General features: G+C 60.4%; 10 protein-coding genes. 4 read left to right on the forward strand and 6 right to left on the reverse strand.

Annotated features, from left to right (window positions below; translation table 11 throughout):
- Nucleotides 1–70: 70 nt before the first annotated feature.
- From rpoD to IP76_RS07740, 3 genes are all read right to left on the reverse strand, one after another.
- Nucleotides 71–2,134 carry an RNA polymerase sigma factor RpoD gene (gene rpoD / locus IP76_RS07730; RefSeq protein ID WP_054157637.1) on the reverse strand — a complete coding sequence of 688 codons (2,064 nt, stop codon included), beginning with the start codon at nt 2,132–2,134 and terminating at the stop codon, nt 71–73.
- Nucleotides 2,135–2,541: 407 nt separating this feature from the next.
- Nucleotides 2,542–4,554 carry a DNA primase gene (dnaG, locus tag IP76_RS07735; RefSeq protein ID WP_054157638.1) on the reverse strand — a complete coding sequence of 671 codons (2,013 nt, stop codon included), beginning with the start codon at nt 4,552–4,554 and terminating at the stop codon, nt 2,542–2,544.
- A 175-nt stretch (nt 4,555–4,729) separates the two neighbouring features.
- Nucleotides 4,730–5,179, reverse strand: coding sequence for a GatB/YqeY domain-containing protein (locus IP76_RS07740; protein ID WP_156318520.1), 450 nt, complete (start codon nt 5,177–5,179; stop codon nt 4,730–4,732).
- 316 nt (nt 5,180–5,495) lie between these two features.
- Here IP76_RS07740 and carA point away from each other — a divergent pair, with 316 nt between their 5' ends.
- Nucleotides 5,496–6,701, forward strand: coding sequence for a glutamine-hydrolyzing carbamoyl-phosphate synthase small subunit (gene carA / locus IP76_RS07745; RefSeq protein ID WP_054157790.1), 1,206 nt, complete (start codon nt 5,496–5,498; stop codon nt 6,699–6,701).
- Between the two features lie 37 nt (nt 6,702–6,738).
- Here the strand turns inward: carA and IP76_RS07750 are convergent, their stop codons facing one another.
- Nucleotides 6,739–8,139, reverse strand: coding sequence for an MATE family efflux transporter (locus tag IP76_RS07750; RefSeq protein ID WP_054157640.1), 1,401 nt, complete (start codon nt 8,137–8,139; stop codon nt 6,739–6,741).
- Nucleotides 8,140–8,418: 279 nt separating this feature from the next.
- Between IP76_RS07750 and IP76_RS07755 the strand changes: the two genes are divergently transcribed.
- The gene (locus tag IP76_RS07755) at nt 8,419–8,898 is read left to right on the forward strand and encodes a DUF2938 domain-containing protein (protein ID WP_054157641.1); all 480 of its coding nucleotides are present in this window, start codon (nt 8,419–8,421) and stop codon (nt 8,896–8,898) included.
- 52 nt (nt 8,899–8,950) lie between these two features.
- On the opposite strand, the gene IP76_RS07760 is transcribed toward IP76_RS07755, so the two are convergent.
- Both IP76_RS07760 and IP76_RS07765 read right to left on the reverse strand, forming a co-directional pair.
- Nucleotides 8,951–9,877 (reverse strand): neutral zinc metallopeptidase, encoded by a 927-nt coding sequence (locus IP76_RS07760; protein WP_054157642.1) that lies wholly within the window; start codon nt 9,875–9,877, stop codon nt 8,951–8,953.
- Nucleotides 9,878–9,951: 74 nt separating this feature from the next.
- The gene (locus IP76_RS07765; protein WP_054157791.1) at nt 9,952–10,620 is read right to left on the reverse strand and encodes a glutathione S-transferase family protein; all 669 of its coding nucleotides are present in this window, start codon (nt 10,618–10,620) and stop codon (nt 9,952–9,954) included.
- A 208-nt stretch (nt 10,621–10,828) separates the two neighbouring features.
- On the opposite strand from IP76_RS07765, the gene IP76_RS07770 reads away from it, so the two are divergent.
- Nucleotides 10,829–11,854 carry a zinc-dependent alcohol dehydrogenase family protein gene (locus IP76_RS07770; protein WP_054157643.1) on the forward strand — a complete coding sequence of 342 codons (1,026 nt, stop codon included), beginning with the start codon at nt 10,829–10,831 and terminating at the stop codon, nt 11,852–11,854.
- Between the two features lie 177 nt (nt 11,855–12,031).
- Entirely contained in the window at nt 12,032–14,416 is a 2,385-nt protein-coding gene (locus tag IP76_RS07775) for a methyl-accepting chemotaxis protein (protein ID WP_054157644.1), read from the forward strand.
- The last annotated feature ends 21 nt before the right edge of the window (nt 14,417–14,437 follow it).

The following is a 14,437-nucleotide window of genomic DNA, read 5'->3' on the forward strand; positions in this document are numbered from 1 at the left end:
ACCCAAAAGGAAAGACCCGGCAGGATCACGCCCGCCGGGTCTTCAAAGCGTCATAGACTTGCAGCCAGCCTTAGCTATCCAGGAACGAACGCAGCTTGCGCGAGCGGCTCGGATGCTTCAGCTTGCGCAGCGCCTTCGCCTCGATCTGACGGATACGTTCGCGGGTAACCGAGAACTGCTGACCGACTTCTTCGAGCGTGTGGTCGGTGTTCATGCCGATACCGAAGCGCATGCGCAGAACGCGCTCTTCACGCGGCGTGAGCGAGGCGAGAACACGCGTCGTCGTTTCGCGCAGGTTCGCCTGGATGGCGGCGTCGATCGGCAGAAGCGCATTCTTGTCTTCGATGAAGTCGCCGAGGTGGCTATCCTCTTCGTCGCCCACGGGGGTTTCGAGCGAGATCGGCTCCTTGGCAATCTTCAGGACCTTGCGGACCTTTTCGAGCGGCATGGCAAGCTTTTCGGCCAGCTCTTCCGGCGTCGGCTCGCGACCAATTTCGTGCAGCATCTGGCGCGACGTACGAACGATCTTGTTGATCGTTTCGATCATGTGCACCGGAATACGGATCGTGCGGGCCTGGTCGGCGATCGAACGGGTGATCGCCTGACGGATCCACCAGGTCGCATAGGTCGAGAACTTGTAACCACGGCGATATTCGAACTTATCGACCGCCTTCATCAGGCCGATATTGCCTTCCTGAATGAGGTCGAGGAACTGCAGACCACGGTTCGTGTACTTCTTGGCGATGGAGATGACGAGACGCAGGTTCGCTTCGACCATTTCCTTCTTGGCGATACGCGCTTCGCGCTCACCCTTTTGCACCATCGAGACGATGCGACGGAATTCGGTGATCGAAATCCCGGTTTCAGTCGCGAGGTTCTGGATCTCGCCGCGGATATCGCGGATCGTCTGGCTTTCCTCGCGGGCGAAATCCTTCCAGCCACGGGCGGAAAGATTGGCGATCGACTTCATCCAGTTCGGATCAAGTTCGGTGCCGGAGTACTGCTCGAGGAAGCTGTCACGCTTAACGCCATAGCTTTCGGCGAGACGCAGCAGGCGGCCCTCGTTCTGCATCAGGCGCTTTGAAATGTCGTAGAGCTGCTCGACAAGGCTGTCGATACGGTTCTGGTTGAGCGACAGCGACTTGACCGCCGTGATCAGCTGATCCTTCAGCTCCTTGTAGCGACGCTCCTGGCCGGTCGACAGCGTGCCGGCACAGGCGAGACGCGCCTCTACCTGCTGGTCCTGCAGCTTGCGCAGCTTCTTGTAGGTATCGGCGATGACGTCGAGCGTCTCCATGACCTGCGGACGCAGTTCCGCTTCCATGGCGGCGAGCGACAGATTGCTCTCGTCCTCGTCCTCTTCCTCTTCTTCCGGCGGCATGCCGTCGCCGCCCATGGCGGTGATATCGTCATCGTCGCCGGCAGCAGCCTGAGGACGGCGCTTTGCACGTTCCTTTTCCTTCTCCTCGGCAGCCTTACGGTCAGCCTCGATCTTTTCAGGAGACTGGAACTGCGGCGCAGCCTTGGCCTCTGGGCCGGAATAGGTGGTTTCGAGATCGATGATCTCGCGAAGCAGCGTCGTGCCTTCGTTCAGTTCGTCACGCCAGATGATCAGCGCCTGGAAGGTCAGCGGGCTCTCACAGAGACCGGAGATCATCGTCTCGCGGCCGGCCTCGATGCGCTTTGCAATGGCGATTTCGCCTTCGCGCGACAGAAGCTCGACGGAACCCATTTCGCGCAGATACATGCGCACCGGGTCGTCCGTACGGTCGGTCGGTTCTTTCTTCTTGGCGGTGGCGACAGCTGTGCCTGCGGCAGGCGCAAGTTCGCCGCCCTCGCTCTCGGTGTCGTCGTCGCTGTCGTCTTCCGCAGGCGCGGTCTCTTCGGCATCCTCGTCTTCAATGACGTTGATACCCATGTCGGACAGCATGGACATGGTATCTTCGATCTGCTCGGAGGTGACTTCCTCTGACGGCAGAACCGAATTCAGCTCATCCATAGTGACATAGCCGCGCTTCTTGGCGGCTTTGATCATCTTTTTGACTGCGTCATCGGAAAGATCGAGAAGCGGACCGTCCGTGGCACCGTCGCGTTCGCCTTCGGCTTCTTCGTTTTCTTTGACTTTCGATGCCATGTATCTTGTCGCTTTCCCTGACGTCTGCTCACGATCTATGCCGCCGGGCGAAGGGGAGGCGGACCACGCGCCCGGGCGGATAGCTGTCAGTGACCTAACGGAGTGTTGCTTAATTCCTGATTAACCAAGGACAATGCGGTCTCGTCTCCGAACGTTTGACTGTCCGCATAACCGGTCAACATACCAGAGATTTGCCCGAACCCAATTCGACATTGTGCGCTTGATCTGGTGATTCCCACAATTTTTGTTGGCGTCAAGCTTTTCCGCTTGAAAAGGCATGAAATCAACAAACAATGTTCGATTCGAGCGCCATCTCTACGGCTCAAGCTCATGTAGGTGCACTGTGAGCACAGACAAGCCCTCTTTTACGATTCGCCGGCTTTTTGCCTCGGCATGCCAGCCGACGCTCAATGACTTCCGGTCGCCGGGCCTCTCACCCGTCCCGACATGACACCGAAGCCGTCGATGATCGCCTCCTGATTTTCCATCCGAACCACTTCGAGCTGCACCTCGTGCAACGCGCTGATCAGCTGTTCGATCCGCTCTGCATCATCCGCCTCCGTCGCGTCAGCGACCTCGCGCTCCAGTTCCATGCGCTGCCGCTTGAGCGCGCGGGCGCGCTTGTAGAGAGCAAGCGCCTGCCCATATCCCTCGCGCGCATCCTCGGCGGCAGCAATTTCCGTCGCGATCCAAAGTCTTGCATTGCGGATCTGCTGATCGAGCGCCCTCAGGAGCTCCCCATGTCCGGCGGCATCGAGTTTCGCAATCAACTGCTCCCGACCAAGTGTGGCACCAAGTTCGCCAACGGCGGTCAGAAGTGCCGACCAGAGCTTCTGCAGGCCGGGATTGTCATAGTCGATCGCGGCGATCTCGTCATATTCCTGCTCCAGCAATTGCGGATGGTTGACGATGGTCAGCGCGAGCACACTTTCCCTAAGCGACGGATGCTCCTGTCGCCCTCTGACGAGACCAGAACGGGCGAGCCGGTCGGACACGGCACCGCGGCCAGCCGCGATCGGTCCCTGCGGCCGACCGCCGAAGCGGCCCTGCTGGCCGCCCCCGCCTCCCGAGCCCCCGGCCCTCGCCCCGCCCTGGTAACCGCCCCGTTCACCTCGTCCCGGCTGGGCACTCTGGAACAGCGCATAGAGCCTGTCGCGAATATCTTGCTGATAGTGCCTGCGCACATTTTCGTCGGCGATGACCTGCACAACCTGCTTCAGTCGCGCCTCGATCTCGGCCCGCTTTTCCGGCGTATCGATGGAGGCAGACGAAACCTCACGGATCCAGACCATCTCGGCAAGCGGCTTGGCCTCCATCATCACCCGGTCAAAGGGCGCTCGCCCGTCATGCTTGACGAGATCGTCGGGATCCTTGCCATCCGGCAACATGGCAAATCGCAGCGATTGGCCAGGCTTGATATGCGGCAGGGCAAGCTCGACGGCTCGGAAGGCGGCCCGCTGCCCGGCACCATCACCATCGAAACACAGTACCGGCACCGGCGTGGTCTTCCACATCAACTGCAGCTGGTTTTCGGTCAACGCCGTGCCAAGCGGTGCAACCGCATTTTCGATGCCGGCCTGATAAAGTGCGATCACGTCCATGTAGCCTTCGACCGCAATCAGCGTCTCGGCCCCACCCGCGCCCTGCAGCGCCCGGCGTGCACGGGAAAAATTGTAGAGCACATTGCCCTTGTGGAAGAGCTCCGTCTCGTTGGAGTTCAGATACTTCGCCATCGCATCCGCGGCCATAGCGCGACCACCAAAGGCGATCACCTTGTCGCGCGACGACAGAATCGGAAACATGATACGGTCGCGAAAACGATCATAGGACACCGGGATATCAGACCCATGCACAACGAGACCACAGGCCTCGATCTGCTCCTTCGGTATGCCCTTGCCCGCCAGATACTCCTTCAAAGCATTGCGGCTTTCCGGTGCGTAGCCGAGCCGGAACGTTTCAATCGTCCGCCCGGTCAGCCCGCGCTCGCGAAGGTAAGCCCGCGCCCTGGCGCCACTGGCGGTCTGCAGCTGGTCCTGGAAAAACTGGGTCGCCATTTCCATGACGTCCTGCAGGGTGGTGCGCTCGCGCTCGCGTCGCTCCGCCTGAGGATCAGGCTGCGGCATCGAAATGCCCGCCATATCGGCCACCTGCTGCACCGCCTCGACGAAGCTCAGACCTTCAAGATCGGTCAGAAAGCGGAAATGATCGCCGGAGACGCCGCAGCCGAAGCAATGGTAACGCCCCTTGCGGTCCTCGCAGTGAAAACTCGGGCTTTTTTCGCCATGGAAGGGGCAACAGGCCCAATAGTCCTGCCGCGACACATTCGTCTTCTTGCGATCCCAGGTGACACGTCGGCCCACCACGGCCGAGATCGGCACGCGGTCTCGAATTTCATCGAGGAAGTCATTGGAAAAGCGCATGGGTATCCTTGGAAATCTCTCATTCCATATAGGCGCGGAGCGCGGGCGGCGCCACGGCTTTCGCAAGCCATGCCCGCTATACACAGCGCCCACCTATATGCAGCCAAGCCGTCCAGAAACGAAAGACGCCGCCCGGAGGCGGCGTCGACAGTTCGCTCTAGCTGAGGGCCAGGCTTTACTTCAGGAGGTCCTTGACGACTCCAGAGGCCTTGCCGAAATCCATCTGACCGGGATAGCGCTCCTTCAGGGCATTGATACACTTGCCCATGTCGCGCAGCCCCTGCGCACCGGTTTCGGAGATCACGGCGGCGCAAAGCTCGCGCACCTTCTCTTCCGACAATTGTTCCGGCATGAAGGACTTGATGATCTCGATTTCCTCGAGCTCTTGCGCGGCCAGTTCCGGACGCTCGTTCGCGGCATAGATCCGCGCCGACTCGTCACGCTGCTTGATCATCTTCATCAGGATTTGCATGATCTCGTCATCGCTGACGGCATCCTTGCCGCTGCCGCGATTGGCGATATCACGATCCTTGATCGCAGCCTGGATCAGTCGCACGGTCGATGTGCGGCGTGTGTCCTTGGCCTTCAGGGCCTCTTTCATCGAATTGGCGAGGATATCGCGCATCATCTTTTTCTCCGCAGAACGCCCGGCGCTCGCGCGCAATTTGGCGTTTCCTGGTCATTTTGAAGGGATGTCATAGCCAGACACATATCGCAGTGCAAACAAATTGCACAGAATAGTGAATTGGCAACGGACAAACATCACCTGCCTGTCATTCAAGAATTGACCTTCAAGGTCGATATGTCTATTGCTCGGCACCTGCACGAAAATTGTCATCAGGGCCGAGACGCGCGAACGCGCGCGCCTGGAACTGCAAGTTAGATGGTCCTTCGACGCGGCTTTCACAAGAGGCCGGCGCAAGGGCGAACAAGGAACGACCATGACCGCGACAGCCCCCTGGACAACCCGCAAGCCGACAGCCCTCCTCGTTCTTGCCGATGGCACCGTGATCGAAGGCCATGGTATCGGCGCGACCGGCAAGGTCCAGGCGGAAGTCTGCTTCAACACGGCCCTGACCGGCTACGAGGAGATCCTGACGGACCCCTCCTATCTCGGTCAGATCGTCACCTTCACCTTCCCGCATATCGGCAATGTCGGCACCAATGAGGACGACATCGAGGATCTGACACCGGCAGCCCGCCACGGTGCGGTTGGCACGATCTTCAAGGCCGACATCACCGATCCGTCGAACTACCGCGCCACCTCGCATCTCGACGCCTGGCTGAAGGCGCGCGGCATCATCGGCCTTTCCGGCGTCGATACGCGGGCACTTACAGCCTGGATCCGCGAGAATGGCGCTCCAAACGCCGTCATCGCGCATGATCCGAACGGCGTCTTCGACATCGAAGCGCTGAAGGCCGAAGCAAAGGCCTGGAGCGGTCTCGAAGGCCTCGACCTCGCCAAGGTTGCCACGTCCGGCCAGTCTTCTGTCTGGAGCGAAAAGGACTGGAACTGGACCGAGGGTCACACCACGCTTGGCGCAGCCGACGCCAAGTACCACGTGGTCTGCGTCGACTTTGGCGTGAAGCGCAACATTCTACGGCTGTTTGCCGGTCTCGACTGCAAGGTCACGGTTGTTCCGGCTTCGACGTCAGCCGAAGACATCCTTGCCTTGAACCCGGACGGCGTCTTCCTGTCGAACGGCCCTGGCGACCCGGCAGCCACCGGTGAATACGCCGTCCCTGTAATCCAGAACCTGATCAAGAGCGAAAAGCCGGTCTTCGGCATCTGCCTCGGTCACCAGATGCTGGGCCTGGCACTCGGCGGCAAGACCGAGAAGATGCATCAGGGCCATCACGGCGCAAACCATCCGGTCAAGGACTTCACCACCGGCAAGGTTGAAATCGTCTCGATGAATCATGGCTTTGCAGTCGACTCGAAGTCACTGCCGGAAGACGTTGAAGAGACACATGTTTCTCTCTTCGACGGAACCAACTGCGGCCTCCGCCTCAAGGGCAAGCCGGTCTTCTCCGTCCAGCATCACCCGGAAGCGTCGCCCGGCCCGCAGGACAGCCACTACCTCTTCCGCCGTTTCCTCAACCTGGTCCGCGAGACCAAGGGCGAACCGGCTCTCGCTGAACGCTGAGACCGGAGTTCGCAACGGAATGATCTGACGGCCCGGCTTATACCCGGGCCGTTTGCATTTCATGGCGAATGCGCAGGTAGAAGCGAAGACACAGCATGACCGCAGCGCTTGCCAGACCGACGACAAAGCCGACCCAGATGCCGATGCCGCCGACGCCGAGCGGAAAGGCAAGGATCCAGGCCAGAAGAAACCCGATCGGCCAATAGGAAACGAGCGCCAAGATCATCGGTACCCGAGCATCCTTCAGCCCCCGCAGCAGACCGCTGGCGATCGCCTGCAGCCCGTCGACCAGCTGGAAGATACCCGCAATCCCGACCAGCGGACCGGCAAAGGCCAGCACGGCTGCCGCATCGGGCGTGTTTTCATTGAGAAAGGCACCGGCGAGCAGATGCGGCATCGCCATGAACAGCACGCCGCCGGCCGCCGACAGCAGGGCTGCGATCGCAGTCACGGTGATGGCCGCACGCACCAGTTCCGGATAATTGCCCCGTCCATGAGCAAGCCCGACGCGCACGGTCGCCGCCTGCGAAAGCCCGAGCGGGATCATGAAGGCAATCGAGGCGAGCTGCAGGGCGATGCCATGGGCGGCAAGCTCGATCGTGCCGATCCAGCCCATCAACAGCGATGCGCCGGTAAACAGGCTGACCTCGGCCAGCACGGTAATGCTGATCGGCAGACCAAGATGGATGACCTCGCGAAAGGCCTGCCAGTCGGGACGCCAGAAGCGCACGAACAGCTCGTAGCGACGCGTTTCCTCCCGCGTTTGCAGGTAGACAACCATGGCAAGGAAACTCACCCATTGTACGATGAGCGCAACGATCGCCGCACCAGTCATGCCAAGCGCCGGCAAGCCGAAATGCCCAAGCACCAGGGCATAGGCGAGAATGGCATTCAGCACGAGAATGCCGAGCGTGACCCACAAGACGATCCGCGCCCGCCCCGTGGCACTGACCAGCGCACGCAAAACGGCAAAAAGAAGTGCCGGCAACAGGCCAAACTGGATGATCTGCACGTAACCGGCCGCGAGACCGGCCACTTCTGGTTTTTGTCCGAGCGCCAGAAGGATCGTCTCCGCATGGTAGAACAGCGGGGCCATGACGAGCGTATAGAGGATCGACACCCACATGCCCATGCGGATCGAGCGCCGTACCGACACCACGTCGCCCCGGCCATAGGCCTGCGCCACCATCGGAATGACGGCCATCGAAAAACCCGATCCGAAGATGAAGATCGTGAAGAAGAACTGCCCCGCCAGCACCATCGCCGCCAGCTGCACGGCGCCGAGCTGGCCGACGATCACGACGTCGGTCGTGTGGATGCCGAGCTGGGCCAATTGCGCACCGATCAGCGGAATGCCGAGCGATAGCGTCGCACGGATATGAAATATCCAGCTTCCGGGAGCAGATTGCGGATGATCGGTTTGCGCGAGCGTGGTCATGACAAGAGATCCAGACGAAAAAAGCCGCTTCCAGCAAAACTGGCAAGCGGCATCATGCTCAACGGATAGGAGAAGCCTGCCTTTTCGGCAAGCAATTTTCGGAAACCTGCAATTTAATTCGCCAACACTTCACCGAAATTGATCATGCCTCCTGCAATTTTCAAAATCACGCCATGCAGGCGCAGTCCAACTGGGAAAATGTGAGAACTCCCCTTCCGCAACGGAAACTCTGCCGCCTAAGGTGCTCGAAACGACGCACAACTCACGGAGTGGCTTTTCATGCTCGACCTCATCCTGCGCGGAACCGTCATCGGTATCGGCGCCACGATCGCCATGGATCTCTGGGCCATCGTCCTTCACAGGGTTTTCGGTCAGGCAAGAGCCAATTGGGCACCTGTCGGCCGCTGGTTCTGGCATCTGGGCAAAGGCAAGATCTTTCACGACAGCATCGGCAATGCAGAGCCCTATCGGCACGAACTGGCGCTCGGCTGGGCCAGCCACTATGCCGTCGGCATCCTCTACGGGATCATCCTTGCCCTGATTGCCGGGCCGGTTTGGCTGGCACAGCCAACCTTCATTCCAGCTTGGATTCTCGGCATCGTCACCGTCGGTGCCGGCTGGTTCCTGTTGCAGCCGGGGCTCGGGATCGGATGGGCGGCATCGAAAACGCCAAGCCCCAACAAGGTTCGCGCTCTAAACCTTGTAGCCCATACCGTCTTTGCGCTCGGTCTTTGGGGCACCGCCCTCTTGATCCGATGAGGCATCCGGCCACTGCCGGATACCCAATCAAGCCAGACCTGAGGACAGAGCCTCAGATCGCGCCCGAGAATGTGTCGCACGCCCCGACAGTCCCACTGTCGAAGCCGCGCTTGAACCATTTCATTCGTTGCGCCGATGTGCCGTGGTTGAAGGCATCCGGCACGACATAGCCTTGACTGCGCTTCTGCAAGGTATCGTCGCCGATCTGCTGGGCGGCATTCAGCGCCTCCTCGATATCACCGTCGGACAGGAGACCACGCTTATCCGCCGTCTTCGCCCAGATACCCGCATAACAATCGGCCTGCAGTTCGACGCGCACCGACATCTGGTTTGCCTCACGCTCGCCAAGCGAGCGGCGCTGGCGATTGAACTCGGGGAGGACCCCGGTGAGGTTCTGCACATGGTGCCCGACTTCATGCGCAATCACATAAGCCTGGGCGAAATCGCCGGCGGCATCGAAGTTTTGTTCGAGTTCGCGGAAGAAAGCGGTATCGAGATAGACCTTGCTATCGGCCGGGCAGTAAAAGGGGCCAGTGGCCGAAGATGCCTGGCCGCAAGGCGAAGTCGTGCCGCCGTCAAAGAAAACCAGGAACGGCTCGCGATAGGTCTCGCCTGAGGCTGAAAAAACCGCATTCCACGTCGTTTCGGTTTCTGCAAGCACCGTACGAACGAAAGCCGTCATCTCATCATTCGAGGCGCCGGAGGGACGCTCGCCGATCTGCTGCTCGTATCCCGAGCCAGAACCGCCGACATTACCCTCACCCAACACTTGCAGCATGTCGATGCCCATGGCTTTCAGGATGAAGTAGATGACGACGAGAAAGATGATCGTGCCGAAGCTCAAGCCTCCGCCGCGTCGTCCACCCATCGGGATCTGAATGCCGGAACGTCCAAAGGGATTGCGGCCGAGCCCGCCGCCACCCGATTGCCCGCGTCGATCCTCGATATTGTCGGATTGCCGACGGCCCTTCCATTCCATGATAGTCCTCCCGGATTGATGCCGCCTTCAACGCGCGCTCGGATTAAACCGTTCCATCGCGGTACCATCAAGGCTTAGCTTGTGGAATAGCGATACTTGCCACCGCGTGCGAGTGCCCGCTGATAGGCCGGACGTGCGCGGATACGGTTCATCCAGTCCCGCAACCGGGATGTGTCACGATCAGAACCAATTGCGGTCATGCCCGCCTCGACTGGAAAGCTCATGGCGATATCGGCGGCGGAAAACGCCTCTCCGGCGAACCAGTCGCCCTTTCCAAGTTCGGCGATCCAAAAATCGAGGTGATCGGCGAGCTGTGGATCGAGCAGCTTTCGCGAAACACCGTCGCTGATCATTCGGGCTATCGGGCGAATGAAGAAAGGCACCTGCTTCGGTATCCGGCTGAAGATCAGCTTCATCACCAGGAGCGGCATGGCCGAACCTTCCGCGTAATGCATCCAGTAGCGATAGCGCAGCCGCTCGTCCGTGCCTGCAGCCGGCACCAGAGCCTCGCCACCATATGTCTCAATCAGATATTCCATGATCGCCCCACTTTCGGCGACCACCTTCCCGCCGTCTTGGATCACCGGGGATTTCCCAAGTGGATGGATAGCCTTCAGCCCCTCCGGCGCACGGTATTCGGAGGTTCGAGGGTAGACGGTGACCTGATACTCCACCCCGAGTTCCTCCAAGAGCCAGAGAATGCGGTGGGCACGGGAATTGTCGAGATAATGGACTGTGATCATCGGAACGCTCTTTTGTTGAGACTTGAACAAACTAGAGCGCCCGGTCCTCCCCGTCGACAGGTGCCGGCAAAAATTCGCCGACACGGACACCTGCGGGTCAAGCGGTGGCGGCGACCATCAGGCGCTTGGCAAGGCCCAGACCAAATGACACAGTCGCCGCTGATCCGGATCGCGCTTTGGCCGGATTGCGCTTTGGGAGGAGTGACGAATGAAGGCGATGCAACTCGATGCCGTCGGGCAATTGTTCACGCGCGAGGTGGAACGACCCGAGCCGGGCCCTGAGGACCTTCTGATCCGGGTCGAGGCCTGTGGCGTCTGCGGCACTGACCGGCACCTGTTCCATGGCGAATTCCCCTGCAAGCCACCGGTGACGCTCGGCCATGAATTCAGCGGCATCGTTGAAGCCATGGGCGGCAAGGTCACAGGCTTTGCGATCGGCGACCGGATCACTGGTGACCCCAACATTGCCTGCGGTCGCTGCGTGCATTGCGCCAATGGCCGGATCAATCTCTGCCGCAACTTGCAGGCCATCGGCATTCACCGCAATGGCGGCTTCGCTGATTATGTGATCGTGCCGCAGAAGCAGGCGTTTCTCTTGCCCGCAGATCTCGACCCTATGCATGGTGCCTTCTGCGAACCACTCGCCTGCTGTCTGCACGGTATCGACCTTGCGGAGATCAAGGCCGGTGGTTCGGTCGTCGTCCTCGGCGGCGGCGTCATCGGGCTGTTGACAGTTCAGCTCGCACGGCTTGCCGGCGCGACAAGCGTCATCCTGTCGACGCGGCAGGCCGTGCGCCGCACGCTCGCAGAGGAGCTCGGCGCGACGGCAACGGTCGATCCGTCAGAGGGAGACGTGATCAACAAAATCGCCGGCCCTCAGGGTCTCGTTCCAGGGGGCGTCGATGTCGTGCTCGAATGTGCAGGGGTCAGCGAAACCGTGGCTCAGTCGTTGAAAATTGTTAGGCCCGGCGGAACGGTTGTCGTGATGGGCGTGATGCCGCAGGGCGAGACCATGGAAATCGAACCTTTCGACCTGCTCTTTCGGGAAGTACGCCTCCTCACCTCTTTCCTCAATCCCTTCACCCACCGCCGTGCTGCAGACCTCATCGCCGCCGGCAAAATAGAGATCGACACGTTGATCTCCCGCACGGTGTCCCTGAACGAAGCCCCGAATGTTGTCAGCAATCCGCCGCAACCCGGTGAGGTCAAGGTGCTGGTCATCCCGGGCCTGTGAGCCTGCCAAATGCATCAGGCTCGATGCCAAAAAAGCGAGTACGGTCACGAACCCAAATATAAAGATAGACTTAACCATACCCAACTAAAGTTCGCAGCAATCCCGCCGGCGCAAGCGTGGCTGGGAACTGCAGAAACGGTAACTCAAGCCATTGAAATAAAACGCTAGGGAACAGCCATGCTCTTCAAGTCGGCCACCAGCCGGAACATCTTCTCTACGGTCGCGCTCGGTGTCGTCACAACGATCGGCGTCGCTGCAGCCATTATCGGCTCAAGTTACGGTTCCATTCGGAACGCCGGCATCGAGAAGATGCAGACAGCCGCAATCACGGCCGCGGCTGACGCCGAGAAAACCCTGACGCTTGCCCACCAGATGGTGGTCGGCATGGAAGCGTCCCTGAGTGCGCTCCGGGAACGAGGCCTGGTGGATCGGGATGTTGCAACCGCGAGCTTGCGCAAGAGCCTGGAACGCTTTCCCGGAGCCATTGGTGTTTCAACGGGATGGGAGCCGAACGCATTTGACGGACGAGACGCAGACTTCGCCGGCAAGCCCATGCACGATCAGACCGGGCGTTTCCTACCCTATGTCTATCGATCTACCGGCACCATCAAGAGCGACGTTCTCGTCGACTATGACAAGCCAGGTGCCGGAGACTATTACATTCTGCCGGTTACCACCGGCAAGGATGTCCTGCTTGAGCCTTATGTTTATCCGGTCGATGGCAAGGACGTGCTGATGACCACCATCTCGGTCCCGATGATCGAGAATGGCAAGACACTGGGCTATGTCGGCGCCGACATCGATCTCCGGGAAACCGCCGCAAAACTCGCAGCGCAGCGCCCTCTCGGCGACGGCTATGTGGCTTTGCTCTCCTCCGCCAATGCCTTTGTCAGCCATCCCGACGCCTCCGTCATGGGCAAGTCGCTCACAGACAGCGGTTTCGACGTGACGGCCTGGCAAAGCCTAATCAATACGCCCGGCACGGTCAGGACGTTGTCCGACCGCGACGGACAAGAACACTTGGCCATCGCCATCCCAATCAAACCCTTCGCCGGAGCGGTCTGGAACGTCGTCGTGTCGGTGCCGAGCGCCACCGTTCTGGGCGTGCTTTCGGAAACCGTCCGGACATCGACACTGATCATTGCCGCCGCGACGGTCCTCCTGATCCTGGTGGGCTCGCTCCTCGCAAGCCGCTTCACCAGCCGCATCAACAGGGTCATCGGCCAAACCACCGAAATTGCTGCCGGCCGCCTCGACGTCGAACTCACCGACCGTGACCGCGCGGACGAACTGGGCGACCTGTCACGTTCGCTGCAGGTTCTGCTCGAAAACAATCGCCAGAAGGTCGAACTGGAAAAAGCGGCAGAGATCCGCTTCGAACAGGAGGAAATCGAACGCGTCGAACGGTCGAAGGGTCACAAGGCCCGCGAGGAAGAGATCCGCTTCGTCGTCGAGGAATTGCGCGCCGGGCTTGCCCGTCTCTCCGACGGCGATATGACCGTCCGACTTGAAAAGCCCTTCTCGCCATCACTCGACGAAATCCGCGGCAACTTCAACGAGTCGATCGAAAAACTGCGCGCAGCCATGCTGTCCTTCCGCGACAATGCAACGACGATCGAGAACGGGTCACGGGAAATCCGCTCGGCAGCCGACGATCTCGCCAGGCGCACCGAGCAGCAGGCCGCCTCCGTCGAAGAGACATCTGCCGCCCTGTCGCAGATCACGCGATCGGTCCGGGAATCGACCGAGCGTGCGGAGGCCGCAGGCGTTCAGGTGAGCCGCACCAAGGAAAGTGCAGAACGATCCGGCGACGTTGTACGGTCGGCTATCGACGCCATGAGCGCCATCGAAAAATCGTCAGACTCGATCTCCAACATCATCGGCGTCATCGACGAAATCGCTTTTCAGACCAATCTCCTCGCGCTGAACGCCGGTGTCGAAGCAGCACGTGCAGGGGAAGCCGGCAAGGGTTTTGCCGTCGTCGCCCAGGAAGTGCGTGAACTTGCTCAGCGCTCGGCCAATGCCGCCAAGGAGATTAAAACCCTGATCACGGCCTCCAGCGATCAGGTGAAGCACGGCGTATCGCTGGTCGACCAGACCGGAGAGGCGCTGACAGCCATCGTCACTGAAGTCCAGTCGATCAACACCAACGTTCAGGCCATTGTCGAGGCTGCCCGCGAACAGTCGACAGGCCTCCACGAAATCAATACGGCGGTCAACGTCATGGATCAGGGTACGCAGAAGAATGCGGCCATGGTCGAGGAAACCAACGCCGCCTCGCACACGCTGGTCACCGAAGTCCAATCGCTCTCGGCACGGCTCGCTCAGTTCAATCTTGGCCGACATATTGAGGCCGCGCGAGCTCCCACGCCGGGCGTGTCACACACTGCAGGCATCGAAACCGGGCCCGCCACCGCCTACACCCCTGCCCCGTGCCGCCCAACCTCTGTTGCCGGCCCGACCCGCGCCGTTGCCTCGCCCGCCCGCGCTCTTGCCAGCAAGATCGCCTCTGCCATGGGGGCAAAGCCAGCGCCAAGCGGCACGGAATGGGAAGAATTCTGATCGCGCTATCCAAAACGGGAC

Source organism: Rhizobium sp. AAP43 (assembly GCF_001296045.1).
Taxonomy (GTDB): domain Bacteria; phylum Pseudomonadota; class Alphaproteobacteria; order Rhizobiales; family Rhizobiaceae; genus Allorhizobium.